The sequence below is a fragment of the Nocardioides marmotae genome (assembly GCF_013177455.1).
Taxonomy (GTDB): domain Bacteria; phylum Actinomycetota; class Actinomycetes; order Propionibacteriales; family Nocardioidaceae; genus Nocardioides; species Nocardioides marmotae.
In genome coordinates this window covers 1,433,186-1,449,559 of sequence record NZ_CP053660.1, presented here as the reverse complement: position 1 = coordinate 1,449,559, position 16,374 = coordinate 1,433,186, and the positions used below count along the sequence as shown (strand labels likewise).

General features: G+C 73.3%; 16 protein-coding genes and 2 tRNA genes. 6 read left to right on the top strand and 12 right to left on the bottom strand.

All coding sequences use genetic code 11. From position 1 onward, the window contains the following. Nucleotides 1-33 precede the first annotated feature (33 nt). Together HPC71_RS06960 and HPC71_RS06955 are read right to left on the bottom strand one after the other, a co-directional pair. Nucleotides 34-1,053 (bottom strand): NAD(P)H-dependent glycerol-3-phosphate dehydrogenase, encoded by a 1,020-nt coding sequence (locus HPC71_RS06960; protein WP_154615008.1) that lies wholly within the window; start codon nt 1,051-1,053, stop codon nt 34-36. Beyond that, a complete protein-coding gene (locus HPC71_RS06955) occupies nt 1,050-1,820 on the bottom strand; it encodes a lysophospholipid acyltransferase family protein (RefSeq protein ID WP_171896381.1) in 771 nt (256 codons plus the stop codon). Before HPC71_RS06955 ends, HPC71_RS06960 begins: the two co-directional genes overlap by 4 nt. Before the next feature lie 49 nt (nt 1,821-1,869). On the opposite strand from HPC71_RS06955, the gene cofC reads away from it, so the two are divergent. Beyond that, a complete protein-coding gene (gene cofC, locus HPC71_RS06950) occupies nt 1,870-2,538 on the top strand; it encodes a 2-phospho-L-lactate guanylyltransferase (protein ID WP_154615007.1) in 669 nt (222 codons plus the stop codon). Between the two features lie 6 nt (nt 2,539-2,544). Here cofC and HPC71_RS06945 read toward each other — a convergent pair whose 3' ends face one another. The 3 genes from HPC71_RS06945 to leuC all read right to left on the bottom strand — a co-directional run bounded on the left by HPC71_RS06945 (nt 2,545) and on the right by leuC (nt 5,573). Continuing rightward, nucleotides 2,545-3,270 carry an HU family DNA-binding protein gene (locus HPC71_RS06945; protein WP_154615006.1) on the bottom strand — a complete coding sequence of 242 codons (726 nt, stop codon included), beginning with the start codon at nt 3,268-3,270 and terminating at the stop codon, nt 2,545-2,547. 260 nt (nt 3,271-3,530) lie between these two features. After that, nucleotides 3,531-4,136 carry a 3-isopropylmalate dehydratase small subunit gene (gene leuD, locus HPC71_RS06940; protein ID WP_154615005.1) on the bottom strand — a complete coding sequence of 202 codons (606 nt, stop codon included), beginning with the start codon at nt 4,134-4,136 and terminating at the stop codon, nt 3,531-3,533. A 12-nt stretch (nt 4,137-4,148) separates the two neighbouring features. Further along, nucleotides 4,149-5,573 carry a 3-isopropylmalate dehydratase large subunit gene (gene leuC / locus HPC71_RS06935; protein WP_154615122.1) on the bottom strand — a complete coding sequence of 475 codons (1,425 nt, stop codon included), beginning with the start codon at nt 5,571-5,573 and terminating at the stop codon, nt 4,149-4,151. 95 nt (nt 5,574-5,668) lie between these two features. Here leuC and HPC71_RS06930 point away from each other — a divergent pair, with 95 nt between their 5' ends. Beyond that, nucleotides 5,669-6,391, top strand: a complete 723-nt coding sequence (locus tag HPC71_RS06930) for an IclR family transcriptional regulator (RefSeq protein ID WP_154615004.1) — start codon at nt 5,669-5,671, stop codon at nt 6,389-6,391. Nucleotides 6,392-6,423: 32 nt separating this feature from the next. Here the strand turns inward: HPC71_RS06930 and HPC71_RS06925 are convergent, their stop codons facing one another. Both HPC71_RS06925 and HPC71_RS06920 read right to left on the bottom strand, forming a co-directional pair. Further along, nucleotides 6,424-6,897 (bottom strand): methylated-DNA--[protein]-cysteine S-methyltransferase, encoded by a 474-nt coding sequence (locus tag HPC71_RS06925; RefSeq protein ID WP_154615003.1) that lies wholly within the window; start codon nt 6,895-6,897, stop codon nt 6,424-6,426. A gap of 1 nt (nt 6,898) precedes the next feature. Next, the gene (locus HPC71_RS06920) at nt 6,899-8,446 is read right to left on the bottom strand and encodes an AlkA N-terminal domain-containing protein (RefSeq protein WP_154615002.1); all 1,548 of its coding nucleotides are present in this window, start codon (nt 8,444-8,446) and stop codon (nt 6,899-6,901) included. Nucleotides 8,447-8,584: 138 nt separating this feature from the next. On the opposite strand from HPC71_RS06920, the gene HPC71_RS06915 reads away from it, so the two are divergent. Continuing rightward, nucleotides 8,585-9,661, top strand: a complete 1,077-nt coding sequence (locus HPC71_RS06915) for an LCP family protein (RefSeq protein ID WP_171896379.1) — start codon at nt 8,585-8,587, stop codon at nt 9,659-9,661. A 76-nt stretch (nt 9,662-9,737) separates the two neighbouring features. Here HPC71_RS06915 and HPC71_RS06910 read toward each other — a convergent pair. From HPC71_RS06910 to HPC71_RS06890, 5 genes are all read right to left on the bottom strand, one after another. After that, a tRNA-Glu gene (locus HPC71_RS06910) sits at nt 9,738-9,813 on the bottom strand. A gap of 113 nt (nt 9,814-9,926) precedes the next feature. After that, nucleotides 9,927-10,001, bottom strand: a tRNA-Gln gene (locus tag HPC71_RS06905). Nucleotides 10,002-10,068: 67 nt separating this feature from the next. Further along, complete coding sequence (locus HPC71_RS06900; RefSeq protein WP_154615000.1) at nt 10,069-11,040, bottom strand: CPBP family intramembrane glutamic endopeptidase; 972 nt, start codon at nt 11,038-11,040, stop codon at nt 10,069-10,071. Between the two features lie 4 nt (nt 11,041-11,044). Beyond that, nucleotides 11,045-12,484, bottom strand: coding sequence for a glutamate--tRNA ligase (gltX, locus tag HPC71_RS06895; protein ID WP_216656619.1), 1,440 nt, complete (start codon nt 12,482-12,484; stop codon nt 11,045-11,047). Nucleotides 12,485-12,519: 35 nt separating this feature from the next. Continuing rightward, the gene (locus tag HPC71_RS06890) at nt 12,520-13,329 is read right to left on the bottom strand and encodes a fumarylacetoacetate hydrolase family protein (RefSeq protein WP_171896378.1); all 810 of its coding nucleotides are present in this window, start codon (nt 13,327-13,329) and stop codon (nt 12,520-12,522) included. Between the two features lie 32 nt (nt 13,330-13,361). On the opposite strand from HPC71_RS06890, the gene HPC71_RS06885 reads away from it, so the two are divergent. The 3 genes from HPC71_RS06885 (at nt 13,362) to HPC71_RS06875 (ending at nt 16,342) form a co-directional block, all read left to right on the top strand. Further along, on the top strand, nt 13,362-14,279 hold the full coding sequence (locus tag HPC71_RS06885) for a 3-methyladenine DNA glycosylase (protein ID WP_253943932.1): 918 nt from the start codon (nt 13,362-13,364) through the stop codon (nt 14,277-14,279). Between the two features lie 63 nt (nt 14,280-14,342). After that, a complete protein-coding gene (locus HPC71_RS06880; protein WP_154614998.1) occupies nt 14,343-15,161 on the top strand; it encodes an alpha/beta fold hydrolase in 819 nt (272 codons plus the stop codon). After that, nucleotides 15,134-16,342, top strand: a complete 1,209-nt coding sequence (locus HPC71_RS06875; protein WP_171896376.1) for a PP2C family protein-serine/threonine phosphatase — start codon at nt 15,134-15,136, stop codon at nt 16,340-16,342. Before HPC71_RS06880 ends, HPC71_RS06875 begins: the two co-directional genes overlap by 28 nt. Nucleotides 16,343-16,374: the final 32 nt, after the last annotated feature.

The window sequence follows — 16,374 nt, the reverse complement described above, 5'->3', positions numbered from 1 at the left end:
TTGCGACCCCGTCCCTCGGTCGGCGCTGTCCGCTCAGTCCGTCTCGGCCTTGGTGTCGCGGGCGATGAAGGACTCCATCATCTGCTGTGCGGTCATCCGGCCGGCGACGACGGCGTCGACGTGCTCGGCGATCGGCGCGTCGACGCCGGTCCGCTCGGCGAGGGCCAGCAGCGAGGAGCAGGACTTCGCGCCCTCGGCGACCTGGCGGGTGGAGGCGTAGATCTCCTCGGTGCTCATCCCCTGACCCAGGCGCTCACCGAAGGTGCGGTTGCGCGAGAGCGGCGAGGAGCAGGTGGCGACGAGGTCGCCGAGGCCGGCCAGACCCATCAGGGTCAGCGGGTTGGCGCCTAGCTTCATCGCGAGCCGGGCGGTCTCGGCGAGGCCGCGGGTGATGAGGGACGCGGTGGTGTTGTCGCCGAACCCGAGGCCCACCGCCATGCCCACCGAGAGCGCCACCACGTTCTTGTAGGCGCCGCCGAGCTCGCAGCCGAGCACGTCGACGCTGGTGTAGGGGCGGAACGCCGCGGTGTGGCAGCGCCGCTGGAGCATCCGGGCGACGTCCTCGTCCTCGCAGGCGACGACCGAGGCGGCGGGCTCGCGGCGCGCGATCTCCTTGGCGAGGTTCGGGCCGCTGACCACCGCGATCCGGTCCGGTCCCGCGCCGGTCACCTGGCCGATGACCTCGCTCATCCGGTCCAGCGTGCCGAGCTCGACACCCTTCATCAGCGAGACGAACACCGCGCCGGGCTCGACGTGCGGTGCCCAGGTCGTGAGGTTCTCCCGCAGCGACTGGCTGGGGGTCGCGAGCACGACGACGTCGGCGCCGTGCAGCGCCTTCTCGACGTCGTGGGTCGCCGAGACCGTCGGCGGCAGCTCGATGCCGGGCAGGTAGTCGGGGTTCTCCCGCTGCTCGTTGATCGCCTCGGCGACCTCGGGCCGGCGCGCCCACAGGACGACCTCGTTGCCGGCGTCGGCGAGCACCATCGAGAACGCGGTGCCCCACGAGCCCGCGCTGAAGACCGCGACCTTGCCGTGGGTGGGGATCGTGGTCATGCCGGGTCCTCCCCGATCTCGTGGCGGTGCGGGTCGCCGGTGCGGCGGTCCCCGTGCTTGCGCATGTCGTACCTCTCCGGCGGGGCCTGGCCGCCCCGCACGTCCTCGACCAGCGACGTGATGGCGTCCATGATCCGGTCGGTCGCCTGCTGCACGACCTGCGGGGTGCGCGGCTCGGTCAGCAGGTCGGCGAGGTCGACGGGCTCACCGACCTTCATCCGGATCAGCTTCCGGGGGACCAGGTCGGGCTTCTTCGCGTACGGCGCCAGCAGCTGTTGCGCGCCCCACTGGCCCACGGGGATCACCGGGCAGCCGGTCTCCAGCGCGATCCGCGCCGCGCCGGACTTGCCCGTCATCGGCCACAGGTCGGGGTCCCGGGTGATCGTGCCCTCGGGGTAGACGACCACGCACTCCCCCGCCCGCACGGCCGCGACGGCGGCGTCGTACGCCCCGACCGCGTTGCGGGTGAGCCGCTCCACCGGGATCTGGCCGGCGGCGCGCAGGAACGCGCCGAGCGCCTTGTTCCGGAACAGGCCGGACTTGGCCAGGTAGCGCGGGATCCGGCCGTGGTCGTAGACGATGTGGGCGGCGGTGAACGGGTCGACGTGGGAGATGTGGTTCATCACCAGGATGCAGCCGCCGCGCTCCGGGATCCGCTCGCCGCCCTCCCACTCGTGCCGCGTGGTCGCGAGGAGCGCGGGCTTCACGATCGCGACCGCGATGCTCCACGCCCAGCCTCGCTTCTGCTGCAGCTTCCGGACCGTCACCACGGCAGGCTACTCGCCCGACGGGGCCCGGCCTGAGAGGATCGGGGGGATGTCTGCGCAGCTCTCCGGGACCGGCTCACCCGACCGCTCCCCCTCCCGCTTCGTCGCCGTCGTCCCCGTGAAGCCGCCCGCCTTCGGCAAGTCGCGGCTCGGGGACCTCGGGGACGACCAGCGGCGACGCCTCGCCGCGGCGTTCGCCCTCGACACCGCCGCCGCGTGCCTCGCCGCACGGTCCGTGGCGCGGGTGCTCGTGGCGACCGACGACGCCCCCTTCTCCGCCCAGCTGATGGCGCTGGGCTGCGCCGCCGTGCCCGACGGGGACACCAACGACCTCAACGCCGCGCTGCGACAGGCGGCCAGCGAGGCCCACCGGCGTTGGCCGGACCTCGAGCCGGTCGCGCTGTGCGCCGACCTGCCGGCACTGCTGCCCGCCGACCTCGACGCGGCGCTGGAGTCGCTCGTGCCGGGCGGGCCGTCATTCGTGGCCGACGCCGACGGCGTGGGCACCACCCTCTACACCGCGCCGTACGACGAGTTCGACCCGCAGTTCGGGGCCGACTCGTGCCAGGCGCACCTGCTCACCGGCGCCCTGGAGCTGCGCGGCGCGCTGGCGACCCTGCGCCGCGACGTCGACGACCTCGACGACCTCCGGGCGGCCGCCGCCCTCGGGCTGGGGCCGCGGACGGCGGCGCTCGTCGAGGAGCTCGGCCTGGCCTGACGGCTCTCAGCTCGCGGTCGCCTTCTTGGCGGGCGTCTTCTTCGTCGTCGTCTTCGTCGTCGCCTTCTTGGCGGTCGACTTCTTGGCGGTCGACTTCTTGGCCGCGGAGCTCGAGGCCGCCGATGTAGTGGCCGACTTCTTGGTGGCCGACTTCTTGGCCGACGGCGCGCTCGCGGTCGTCTTCTTCGCCGCGGCCTTGCTCGCGGTCGTCTTCTTGGTCGCGGCCTTCTTCGCGGGCGCCTTCTTCTCAGCAGCCTTCGTCGCGGGCGCCTTCTTCGTCGCCGCGCTCGGCGCGGCGGACTTGGTGGCCGGCGACTTCTTGGCCGCCGCGGCGGTGGCGTCGGACCAGGCGCCGGAGTCCCTCGCGCCGCCGGGAGCGGCGGCCTTGAGCGCGGCCTCCGCTGCGGCCCGCGCCGCGCCGGCCGAGGCGGCCACGGTGAGGGCGGGCAGCTTGCGGGCGCCGGACACGACGTCCTTGAGCTGGGTGCCGGCGCTGAACCTCGGGACCGCGCGCTCCTGGGCCTGCACCCGCTCGCCGGTGCGCGGGTTGCGGACCCAACGAGCCTCGCGGATCCGCTTCTCGAACGAGCCGAAGCCCGTGATCGCGACCTTGTTGCCCTGGGCGACCTCACGGGTGATCGTGTCGAGGACCGACTCGAGCGCGTGGGCGGCGGCCTTCCTGTTCCCGTCGAACCGCGCGGCGAGCGTGTCGATGAGCTCGGACTTGTTCATCTGGCTTCCCTTCCGACGAACCCCGGACGCCGAGCTCGTGCTCGACCCTCGTGGACGCACGTTAGGGACAAGTGGCGTACGCCACAACGACCCGCCCGCCCACGTGGCACCCGTGCACGGTCGAAGTGGCACCCGTGCAGGGTCGAAGTGGCACCCATGCAGGGCCGAAGTGGCACTACCTGCCCTCGGCTCATGCAGGAGTGCCACCTCGACCGTGCAGCACTGCCACCTCGACCCTGCAGCACTGCCACTTCGGCGGGTCAGGCGTGCTGGGTGACCGGCTTCCACCGCGGGCGGGAGGCCTCGTAGGTGGAGATGTCACCCTCGTGGCCCAGGGTGATCCCGACGTCGTCGAGACCCTCGAGCAGGCGCCAGCGGGTGTAGTCGTCGATGTCGAAGGAGTCCTCGATCGCTTCGGGGCCCTCGCCGGCGCGGACGGTGCGGGTCTCCAGGTCGACGGTGATCTCGGCGCCGGGCTGCTCCTCGAGCAGGTCCCAGAGCCGCTGGACGACCTTCTCGTCGACCTGGGCGGCCAGCAGCCCGGCCTTGCCGGAGTTGCCGCGGAAGATGTCGGCGAAGCGCGGGGAGATGACGGCCTTGAAGCCGTAGTTCTGCAGCGCCCAGACGGCGTGCTCCCGCGACGAGCCGGTGCCGAAGTCCGGGCCGGCGACGAGCACCGAGCCGGCGGCGTACACCGGGTTGTTGAGGACGAACGACGGGTCGTTGCGCCAGGCGGCGAACAGGCCGTCCTCGAAGCCGGTGCGCGTCACCCGCTTGAGGTAGACGGCGGGGATGATCTGGTCGGTGTCGACGTTGCTGCGCCGCAGCGGGACGCCGATGCCGGTGTGGGTCGTGAACTTGTCCATGAGGTGCTCCGGTCAGACGGTCGCCGGCGCGGCGACGGGCTCGAGGTCGGCAGGCGAGGAGAGCGTGCCGCGGACGGCGGTCGCGGCGGCCACCGGCACGGAGACCAGGTGGGTCCGGCCGCCCTTGCCCTGACGGCCCTCGAAGTTGCGGTTCGAGGTGGACGCGCTGCGCTCACCGGGCTGCAGGGTGTCGGGGTTCATGCCCAGGCACATCGAGCAGCCGGCGCCGCGCCACTCGCCGCCCGCCTCCTTGAAGATCACGTCCAGGCCCTCCTCCTCGGCCTGCAGGCGCACCCGGACCGAGCCGGGGACGACGAGCAGGCGGGTGTCGGCGGCGACGTGGTGGCCCCGGATGATCTCGGCGGCCAGGCGGAGGTCCTCGATCCGGCCGTTGGTGCAGGAGCCGACGAAGACGGTGTCGACCTTGACCTCGCGCATGGGGGTGCCGGCCTCGAGGCCCATGTACTCCAGGGCCTTCTCCGCCGCGACCTGGTCGCTGACGTCCTCGAAGTCCGCCGGCGCCGGGACCGAGGCGCCCAGCGGGACGCCCTGGCCGGGGTTGGTGCCCCAGGTGACGAACGGGGTCATGATGCTCGCGTCGAGCACGATCTCCTTGTCGAAGGTCGCGTCGTCGTCGGTGCGCAGGCTGCTCCAGTGCTCGACGGCGGCGTCCCAGTCAGCGCCGGTCGGCGCCTCGGGGCGGCCCGCGATGTAGTCGAAGGTCGTCTGGTCCGGCGCGATCATGCCGGCCTTGGCGCCCCACTCGATGCTCATGTTGCACACCGTCATCCGGCCCTCCATCGAGAGCTCCTCGATGGCCTGGCCGCGGTACTCCACGATGTAGCCCTGGCCGCCGCCGGTGCCGGTGTGCGCGATCAGGTTGAGGACCAGGTCCTTGGCGGTGACGCCGTCGGGCAGGCTGCCGTTGACGGTGACGGCCATGGTCTTGGGCTTGGCCTGCATCAGCGTCTGGGTCGCGAGCACGTGCTCGACCTCGGAGGTGCCGATGCCGAAGGCGATCGCGCCGAACGCGCCGTGGGTGCTGGTGTGGCTGTCGCCGCACACGATCGTCATGCCCGGCTGGGTCAGGCCCAGCTGCGGGCCGACCACGTGCACGATGCCCTGGTCGATGTCGCCGAGCGGGTGCAGCCGTACGCCGAACTCCTCGGCGTTGCGGCGCAGGGTCTCGACCTGCGTGCGCGAGACCGGGTCGGCGATCGGCTTGTCCCAGTCCAGCGTCGGGACGTTGTGGTCCTCGGTGGCGAGGGTCAGGTCGGGGCGGCGGACGCGACGACCGGCGAGCCGGAGGCCGTCGAAGGCCTGCGGCGAGGTGACCTCGTGGATGAGGTGGAGATCGATGTAGAGCAGGTCCGGCTCTCCCGGCATCGAACGGACGACGTGCTCGTCCCAGACCTTCTCGGACAGCGTCCGACCCATGGTTGTCTCCCTCATGACGTACTCGTGACGTACTTCTCGGTGCGGTTCCACTGTAACGCTTGCAATCCCATGATGCGAGACGGCAGTATTGCCATATGGACACCACCAGCGGAGTCGGCGTGCTCGACAAGGCCGCTCTCGTGCTCACCGCCCTCGAGTCGGGACCCGCGACCCTGGCCGGCCTCGTCGCCGGCACCGGCCTGGCCCGGCCGACCGCGCACCGGCTCGCCGTGGCGCTCGAGCACCACCGCCTGGTGGCCCGGGACATGCAGGGCCGCTTCGTCCTCGGCCCGCGGCTGGCCGAGCTCTCCGCCGCCGCCGGCGAGGACCGCCTGCTCGCCACCGCCGGCCCGGTCCTGGCCCGGCTCCGCGACATCACCGGCGAGTCCGCCCAGCTGTGGCGGCGCCAGGGCGAGCACCGCGTCTGCGTGGCCGCCGCCGAGCGCCCCTCGGGGCTGCGCGACACGATCCCGGTCGGCTCCCAGCTGACCATGCGCGCCGGCTCCGCCGCCCAGGTGCTGCTCGCCTGGGAGGACCCGGAGCGGATGCACCGCGGCCTGCAGAACTCCGCCTTCTCCGCCGCCGCGCTCTCCGGCATCCGCCGCCGCGGCTGGGCGCAGTCGGTGGGCGAGCGCGAGCAGGGCGTGGCCTCGGTCTCGGCCCCCGTGCGGTCCCCCGGCGGCAAGGTGATCGCCGCGGTCTCGGTCTCCGGCCCGCTCGAGCGGCTCTCCCGCCAGCCCGGCCGGATGCACGCCCCGGCGGTGCTCGCCGCCGCCGAGCGGCTCTCGGAGTCGCTGCGCCGCGCCGCCGCGGAGTGACCCACCCCGCCTCGTGACGAGCCGGGGCGGGCTCAGAAGAGCGCGGTCGACTCCAGCTCGAGGAGCAGCTGCTTGCGCGGGAGGCCGCCGGCGTACCCCGTGAGCGTGCCGTTCGCGCCGATGACCCGGTGGCAGGGCACGACGATCGGGATCGGGTTGCGGCCGTTGGCCAGGCCGACCGCGCGCGAGGCGGCGGGGGTCAGCCCCAGGCGCGTGGCGACCTGCCCGTACGACGCGGTCTCGCCGTAGCCGATCGCGCGCAGCTCGGCCCAGACCCGCTGCTGGAAGTCGCTGCCCAGCGGGGCGAGCGGCAGGTCGAAGTCCTCGAGGTCGCGGGCGAAGTACGCCGCGAGCTGGCGGGCGGTCTCGACCAGGAGCGGGTGGGCGTCGTCGCGCTCGCCGCGGACGTGCTTGTCGCCGAACGGCGCGAACTCGATGGCGGTGATCGCGCCCTCGTGCTCGACGAGGCGCAGGTCGCCGACAGGGCTCTCGATGACGGTCCACATGTCAGGTCTCCTCGGTGAGGACGGTGGTGACGGCGGGGACGGCGGGGACGGCGGGGACGGTGGGGGCGGGCGGCATGAGCGTCGTCCACAGGTGCAGCAGGGCGTAGGAGCGCCAGGGCCGCCAGCGCTCGCTCGCGGCCACGACCGCCGCGAGCGAGGCGTCGTCGTGGCCGAGCCCCCGCAGCGCGTTGCGCACGCCGATGTCGGTGGGCAGGAACACGTCGGGGTGGGCCAGCGCCCGCAGGGCGACGTAGTCGGCGGTCCACGGCCCGATGCCGGGCAGCGCGAGCAGCCGGCGGCGTACGTCGTCGCGGTCGGCGCCGCGGTCGAGCACGACGTCGCCCGCGGCCAGCGCCGCGGCGAGCCCGACCAGCGCGCGGCCGCGCGCCCGGGGCATCGGCAGCTCCGCCGGATCGGCCTCGGCCAGGGTGGCCGCGTCGGGGAACAGGTGGGTCAGCCCCGGGACGTCGGTGGCGACCTCGCGACCGTGCCGCGCAACGAGGCGTCCGGTGACGGTGCGGGCGCCGGCGACGCTGACCTGCTGGCCGATCACCGTGCGGATCGCGGTCTCGTCGCCGTCGACCTGCCCCGGCACCCGCAGGCCCGGCCAGGCGGCCGCCAGCGGCCCGATGACGGGGTCCTCGGCGAGGTGCTGCCCCACGGCCACGGGGTCGCAGTCGGCGTCGAGCAGCCGGCGGGCGCGCTCGACCGCGGCGGTGGTGTCGCGCAGGTCGTGCAGCGCGAAGCGAGCCGTCACGAAGGCCGTGCGACCGGGCTCGAGCTCGTCGCTCATCTCCAGGCGCACCGTGCCGGGGCCGTGCGGCAGGTCGAGGGTCCGGGCGTACCAGCCCTCCCCCGCGACCTCGACGCCCGGGACGAGGTGGTGGGCGAGGAAGGAGAGCAGCGCGCGGCCGGCGAACGGCGTGCGCACCGCCAGGCGCATCGTCACGGTCCCGGCGCCCGCGCGGGCCCCCCGGCGCCCGCGCAGCTGCGTCGGGGACGCGGCGTACACCTCGCGCACGGTGTCGTTGAACTGCCGCACGCTCGCGAAGCCGGCGGCGAAGGCCACGTCGGCGTAGCCGAGGTCGGTGGTCTCGATGAGCACCCGGGCGGTCTGGGCGCGGCGGGCGCGGGCCAGCGCCAACGGGCCGGCGCCGAGCTCGGCGAGCAGCAGGCGGGAGAGGTGGCGCGGGGTGTAGCCGAGCCGCCGGGCGAGCCCCTCGACGCCCTCGCGGTCGACCACGCCGTCGGCGATGAGCCGCATCGCCCGGCCGGCGACCGACGCGGCGACGTCCCAGTCGGGGCTGCCGGGGGTGGCGTCGGGGAGGCAGCGCTTGCAGGCGCGGTAGCCGGCCGCCTGCGCGGCCGCCGCGCTCGGGTGGAAGGTGACGTTGCCGTACGCCGGGGTGCGGGCCGGGCAGGAGGGCCGGCAGTAGATGCCGGTGGTCCGCACGGCGGTCCAGAAGACCCCGTCGAAGCGACGGTCCCGCGAGGTGACCGCGCGGTAGCAGGACTGCGGGTCCAGCCGTCGCTCGCGGGTCGTGGTCATGCGTCCATCCTCCCCCACGCCGGTGGGCGCCGCTGGCGGGATTCGGACACCGCCGTCGGCTGCGAACCGGGCCCGAACCAGCTCCGAACCGGCCGCGAACCGGCCCCGCGGACCACCCCCTCTGCCACGATGACCGACGTGGCCGAACGCACGCACCGCCGAACCGTCTGGCGGGTCGTCCTCGTCACCCAGCTCTGCCTGGCCCTGGTGACCGGGATCGCGGTTGCCCTGGTCTACCGCCACGTCGACCGCCGCATCGACGAGGGTGCGCCGATCAGCCACGCCGGCGGCGTGGAGCGCGCCGAGCCGCGGCTGCCGACCAGCGCCCTCAACGTCGTGGTCCTCGGCACCGACGAGCGGGCGTGCGAGGGCTGCGGGATCGACCGCGAGGCGGGGGGCGGCGGCGCCGACGTGACCATGCTGCTCCACGTCGCCGACGGCCGCCGCGCGGCGTACGGCATCTCGATCCCCCGCGACACCCTGGTCGACCGGCCGGACTGCCGGGTCGACGGCGAGGTGGTCCCCGGGGTCGCCGGCGCGGCCTGGAACGAGGCGCTCGCCGTCGGCGGCCCGGCCTGCGCCGTGGCCCAGGTCGAGGCCGTCACCGGCATCTACGTCGACCACTACGTGGTGGTCGACTTCGGCGGCTTCAAGGAGATGGTGGACGCCGTCGACGGCGTCGAGGTCTGCATCCCCGAGGAGATCGACGACGACGAGCACAACATCCACCTCGATGCCGGCACGCAGGTGCTCGACGGCGAGGACTCCCTGGCCTACGTCCGGCAGCGCACGTCGACCCCGAACGCCGACCTCGGCCGGATGCGACGCCAGCAGGCCTTCATCGCCTCGATGGTCGCCAAGGTGCTCTCCGCCCGGACCCTCGCCCGCCCCGACCGGCTGGTGTCGTTCGCGAGCGCCGTGGCCGGGTCGATCCAGACCGATCCGGAGCTGGCGAGCGTCTCGGAGATCGTCGACCTGGCCGCCTCCCTGCGCCAGGGGAGGCTCGGGAAGATCCGCTTCGTCACCGCGCCGGTCGTGGAGCTGCCCCGCGACGACCCGAACTGGGGCCGCGTGGAGCTGACCTCGGAGGCCGACGAGCTGTGGCGTCGCGTCGCCGCCGACCAGCCCCTCGGCGAGCTCGGCCGCGGCGCGAGCAGCGGCCGCCGCCCCGGTGGCTCGCGGGCCGACGCCGCCGCCAACGGTCTCTGCTCCTGATCCCGGACCAGGACGGGAACGACTGGAGATGACAGAAGAGGCTCGAAGGTCGTGATGACCTTCGAGCCTCTTCCGGTGGTACCCCGTACGGGATTCGAACCCGTGCTTCCGGCGTGAGAGGCCAGCGTCCTGGGCCGCTAGACGAACGGGGCATGTGTGATTCAGTTGTGCTGCGGCGCTGCCCTTCCGAGCGGCGCCTGCGGAACTCTAGCCGGGGCCTTCGTTGCCGCAAAATCGAGGGCTTCTCTGCGAGAGACCTGCGATTTGGCTGGGATACTAGGACTCGAACCTAGACTAACTGGACCAGAACCAGTCGTGCTGCCAATTACACCATATCCCATTGACCGACAAGACTTAAGACGGTCATTTCGTGCCCTCCGCCGTGGCGGTGGGCACGGTCGAGAACCTTACACGCGAGTGTTTCGGCGCTGCAAAACGGGCCGATCCGTGGTGGTCCGCACCCCCATCGCGCGGGCCACCAGAAGGGTCAGGCCGAGGAACGACAGGGACTGGGTGAGGGTCACCGGCAGGCTCCACCAGGTGCCGCCCGTGGGGTTGAGCGCGGAGGTCATGTCGCCGAAGGCGAGCGCGATCCCGAAGGCCAACCAGTTGTTCAGCACGTGCATCGCGATCCCCGCCTCGAGGCCGCCGGTGAGGATCACCAGCGTCCCGGCGACCAGGCCGAAGGCGAACCGGTCGAAGAAGATCGGCAGGTCCTGCCCCAGGCCGTGGGCCAGGGCGAAGATGAACGCCGGCACGACGACGGCGACCCAGCGCCAACGCACGAGACCGCCGAAGGCCTGGGTGAGGTAGCCGCGGAAGGCGTACTCCTCCCCCGCCGCCTGCAGGGGGGTGAGCAGGAGCACGATGAGGGCGAAGTCACGCGTGGTCCGGGTGAACTCGTTGAGGTCGGTGGAGACCTCGGTGCCGGCGCCCTGCGAGGGCAGCAGCGCGGAGACGACCAGGGTGAGGAAGAGGGCGACGAACGCCACCCCGAAGCAGGCCAGGAACCAGCCCCAGCGCAGCCGCAGGCCCACCGAGGACACCGTGCCCGGCCGGAGCCGGTGCAGCGTGTAGGCGACCAGCCAGACGGCCGGGATCGCCAGCGCCCAGCCCACGTTGACCAGGGCCAGGAACGACGGCGTGACGGGGTCGCCGGAGAGCCGGTCGAGCGCGGCGTCGACCCCGACCCCGCTGAGGAGCAGGTAGACCGCCACGACGACCGTGGCGACCGTCTGGAGCAGGAGCACCAGGACGACCAGCGCGACCACGCCGACGACGGGGCGCCACCAGCCGGGGCGTCCGAGCCGGTGCAGCCGCTCGTAGGTGAGCCCGTCGTCGACGACGGGCGGCGGGGGCAGCTGCACCGGCACGGTCATCGCGTCAGCCCAGGGCGGAGCGGAGTCGGGCCAGGCTGCGCTCGCGGCCGAGCAGCTCCATGGACTCGAAAAGCGGGGGCGAGATCCGCCGGCCGGTCACCGCGACGCGGACCGGGCCGAAGGCGTTGCGCGGCTTGAGGCCGAGCTGCTCGACCAGGCTGGCCTGGAGCGCCTCCTGGATCGCGGCGGTGCTCCACTCCCCGAGCGGCTCGACGGCGTCGTACGCCGCCCGGACGACCTCGACGCCCTTCTCGTCCAGCAGCTTGGCGGCGTCGGCCTCGTCGCGGGTGAAGTCCTCCTCGGCGACGAAGAGGAACCCGAGCATGTCGACGGCCTCGGTGAGCTTGTTGATCCGCTCGGCCACCAGCGGCATCGCCAGGTCGAGCAGCTGCCGGTCGGCCGCGGAGGTGACGTCGACGACGCCGGCCTCGGCGAGGAACGGCAGCGCCCGCTCGGTGATCTCCTCGATCGAGAGCAGCCGCATCTGCGCGGCGTTGATCGCCTCGGCCTTCTTCAGGTCGAAGCGGGCCGGGTTGGGGTTGACGTCCTTGATGTCGAAGGCCTCGACCATCTCCGCGAGGGTGAAGACGTCGCGGTCGGGGGCGATCGACCAGCCCAGCAGCGCGAGGTAGTTGAGCAGGCCCTCGGCGAGGAAGCCCTGCTCGCGGTAGAGCGCCATGTGCGCCTGCGGGTCGCGCTTGGAGAGCTTCTTGTTGCCCTCCCCCATGACGTAGGGCAGGTGGCCGTAGGCGGGGGTGGTCGTGGCCACGCCGATCGCCTTGAGGCCCTCGAAGAGCGCGATCTGGCGGGGCGTGCTGGAGAGCAGGTCCTCCCCGCGCAGCACGTGGGTGATCTCCATCGTCGCGTCGTCGACCGGCGCGGTCAGGGTGTAGAGCGGGTCGCCGTTGGCGCGGGCCAGGGCGAAGTCCGGCACGTGCTCGGTCTGGAAGGTGATCTCGCCGCGGACGAGGTCGTCGAAGGTGATCTCGCCGTCGGGCATCCGGAACCGGACGACCGGCGCGCGGCCCTCGGCCTCGAAGGCGGAGCGCTGCTCGGCGGAGAGCTCGCGGCAGAAGCCGTCGTACCCCATCACCTTGGAGCCGCTGGCCTTGCGGCGCGCCTCGACCTCCTCGGTGGTGCAGAAGCAGTCGTAGGTGTAGGAGGACTCCCGCAGCCGGGCGAGCACGTCGGCGTAGATGTCGCCGCGCTCGGACTGCCGGTAGGGGCCGTGGGGGCCGCCGACGATGACGCCCTCGTCCCAGGAGAGGCCGAGCCACTGCATCAGGTCGATGAGCGAGTCGTAGGACTCCTGGGTGTTGCGCTCCTTGTCGGTGTCCTCGATGCGGAAGACGAAGGTGCCGCCGTGCCTGCGCGCGAAGGCCCAGTTGTAGAGGGCGGTGCGGGCGAGGCCGACGTGGGGGCTGCCGGTCGGGGACGGGGCCATCCGGACGCGGACGGGGGTGGTGCTTCCGGGGCTGTTCAACGCTGGGCCACCTTGTTCGTGAGAGTGCCGAGGCCGGCGATCGAGATCTCGACCTCGTCGCCCACCTCCATCGGACCGACACCCTCGGGGGTGCCGGTGAGGATGACGTCGCCGGGGAGCAGCGTCATCACGCTCGAGACGTAGGACACGAGCGTCGGGATGTCGAAGATCAGGTCGGCGGTGCTGCCGTCCTGCTTCAGGTCGCCGTTGAGGTGGGTCTGCACCCGGACCCCCTCGGCGAAGTGCTGGGGATCCAGGTCGGTCTCGATCCACGGCCCGAGCGGGCAGAAGGAGTCGAAGCCCTTGGCCCGGGTGAACTGCACGTCGCCCTTCTGCAGGTCGCGTGCGGTGACGTCGTTGGCGATCGTGTAGCCGTGGATGACGTCGGTGGCCTGCTCCGGCGGGACGTCGCGGCAGATCCGGCCGATGACGACGGCGAGCTCGCCCTCGAAGTGGAGGTTCTGGGTCTGCGGCGGGTAGAAGATCGGGTCGCCGGGGCCGACCACGCTGGTGTTGGGCTTGAGGAACATCAACGGCTCGCTCGGCACGTCGTTGCCCATCTCGGCGGCGTGGGCGGCGTAGTTGCGGCCGATGCCGACGACCTTGCTGCGCGGCAGGACCGGCGCGAGCAGGCGGACGTCGGAGAGCTGGTGCTCGGTGTCGAGGAGCTTGACGCCGACGTAGAGCGGGTCGCCGGCGAGCGCCACGATCACCGCGTCCTCGTCGGGCTGTCCGAACTCGTCCAGGTCGCCGGTCACGACGCCGTACTGGGGGTCTTCGCCGGTGGTGAATCTCGCGATGCGCACCCCTCGACACTATCGACCTACCATCGACGCTCGTGGAGGTGCAGGTGCTGGCGACCGCCGAGTGGCAGGCGCGGGCCGCGAAGCACGCGGCGCGGGTCGATGCCTTCGTCGCGCCCCACCTCGCCCGGCGCGAGTCTCGGGTCAAGCACCCGGTGCACGACTTCCTGTTCACCTACTACTCCCAGCGACCCGCCCAGCTGCGCCGCTGGCACCCCGGCTTCGGCGTGGGCCTCGCCGTGGGCGAGGACGGCCGCCCGGAGCACGCCGGGCTCAAGGGCTACACGGTCGTGGACGGCGTCGTCCCGGTGGTCACCGTCGACGAGGCGTACGTCGCCTCGCAGCGCCCGCTGCTGGAGGCGCTGCGCACGCTGCTGAGCGCCACGCAGGGGCGGCCCGCGAACTTCGGCTGCTTCGGGATGCACGAGTGGGCGATGGTCTACCGCCTCGCCGACGACGAGACCCGGCACGCCGACTGGCCGCTGCGCCTCGGCGGCGAGGGCACCGACGCGGTCGTGGAGTCCCACCGGATCGCCTGCTCGCACTTCGACGCCTACCGGTTCTTCACCGAGCCGGCCCGCCCGCTCAACACGCTGCGGCCGACCAGCGCCGACCGGCCGGCCTTCGAGCAGCCGGCCTGCCTGCACGCCGGCATGGACCTCTACAAGCACGCCTTCCGGCTCACGCCGATGATCGACTCCGACCTGGTCGCGGACTGCTTCGAGCTGGCACGCGACATCCGCGAGCTGGACATGCGGGCGGCGCCGTACGACCTGCGCGAGCTGGGCTTCGAGCCGGTCCGCGTCGAGACCCCCGAGGGCAAGCAGGAGTACGTCGCCGCGCAGCGCGCCTTCGCCGAGCGCGGCGCTCCCCTGCGCGCCCGGCTGCTCGCCGCCTGCGAGCGACTGCTGGCCGTCGCCGGGTCCGCGGGGACCACCGCCGGGACCGGGTAGGCACAACGGCCCGGTCCTGACCGCACCTTGGCCGCCACCGGCCCGAGCACTAGCGTCGCGCGCATGTCGACCGCGGACCCCCTGGCGCGCCACGCCGTGACCGTCCGCGGCCCCGCCGGGGCCACCCCGCTCGTCTTCGCCCACGGCTTCGGCTGCGACCAGAGCATGTGGCGCCTGGTCGCACCGGGCTTCGCCGACCGCTACCGCGTGGTGACCTTCGACTTCGCCGGCGCCGGCGGCAGCGACCCCGGCGCCTACGACGAGCTGCGGCACAGCCGCCTCGACGGCTACGCCGCCGACCTGCTCGACGTCGTCCGGGGGCTCGACCTGCACGACGTCGTGGTGGTCGGCCACTCGGTCGCCGCGATCATCGGGGCGCTGGCCACGATCGCGGAGCCCGAGCGGTTCGCGGGGCTGGTGATGGTCGGGCCCTCGCCGCGCTACCTCGACGACGACGGCTACACCGGCGGCTTCAGCCGCGAGGACATCGACGACCTGCTCGGGGCGCTGGCCTCGAACTTCCTCGGCTGGTCGGCGACGATGGCGCCGGCCATCGTCGGCAACCCCGACCGGCCCGAGCTCGGCCACGAGCTGACCGAGTCCTTCTGCCGGATGGACCCCGCCGTCGCGCGCCGGTTCGCCCAGGCGACCTTCCTCGCCGACAACCGCGCCGACCTGCCGCTCGTGCCGGTGCCCGCGCTCGTGCTGCAGTGCCGGGAGGACATCATCGCCCCTCTCGCGGTCGGGGCGTACGTCGCCGAGCAGGTGCCCGACGCGACTCTGGTGGTCCTCGACGCCACAGGCCACTGCCCGCAGCTGAGCGCCCCGGAGCAGTCGACCGCAGCCATCCGCGCGTGGCTCGACGACCGGGTCGCCGCCTGAACGCCGCGCCCCGGGGGGACGCCGCCCGGCTCCTCGACCAGGCCCCCTGCGGACTGCTCACGACCGACCCCGACGGTCGGGTGCTGCGGGCGAACGCGACGTTCCTGCGGTGGACCGGCCGGGCCGCCTCCGACGTGGTCGGCCGGCGGCTGGTGGACCTGCTGATGCCCGGGGGCCGGATCTTCCACGAGACCCACTACGCGCCGATGCTGCGGCTCCAGGGCTCGGTCCACGAGCTGGCCCTCGACCTGCGCTGCGCCGACGGCACCCGGCTGCCGGTGCTGGTCAACGCGGTGCTGGTGGGCGGCGGGCCGGCCGGCGACGAGGCCGGCGAGGGCCCGGCCGAGGTCCACGTGGCGCTGTTCGAGGCCACCGAGCGGCGCCGCTACGAGCAGGACCTGCTGCGTGCCCGCGACGAGGCGCGCACCGCCGAGGAACGGGCCCGGACGCTGGCGCGCACGCTCCAGCAGACCCTCGTGCCGCCCCTGCCGCCGCAGCCCGTCGGGCTGGCCATCGCGGCGGCGTACCGCCCGGCGGGCGACGGCACCCAGGTCGGCGGCGACTTCTACGACGTCTTCCCGATCTCGCCGGACGAGCACGTGGTGGTGCTCGGCGACGTGTCGGGCAAGGGCGTGGACGCCGCGGTGGTCACCTCGCTGGTGCGCAACACCGTCCGCGCGCTCGCCGTGCTGCACCACCGGCCCTCGGCGGTGCTGGCCGACCTCAACGCCGTGATCGAGTCCCACGAGACCGAGCGGTTCGTCACGCTGGTGCTGATGCGGCTGCGCCGCGAGGGCGACGGGTCCTGGCGGGTGACGGTGGGCGTGGGCGGGCACCCGCCGCCGATCCTGCTGCGGGCCGGCTCGGCGCCGGCGGAGATCGCCGTCGGCGGGCCGCTGGTGGGCATCCTCGGCGACCAGCACTACGACGAGGTCGAGCTGCGGCTCGCGGCGGGCGAGGCGCTGGTCGTCTACACCGACGGCGTGACCGAGGCGCGCGGGGCGGAGGACTACTTCGGCGAGCAGCGGCTCCTCGCGGCGCTGGACCGGCTCGGCCCGGGCGAGGTCGGCCCGGTCGACGTCGACGCGGTGGTCCGCGGCCTCACCGAGGAGGTCGTGGCGTTCCAGGGCGGGGACACCCACGACGACGTCGCCATCGTGGCGGTCGCCCCGTCGGCGTGAGGCGGACGCGAGCCGAGCTCCGCGGATGTGAC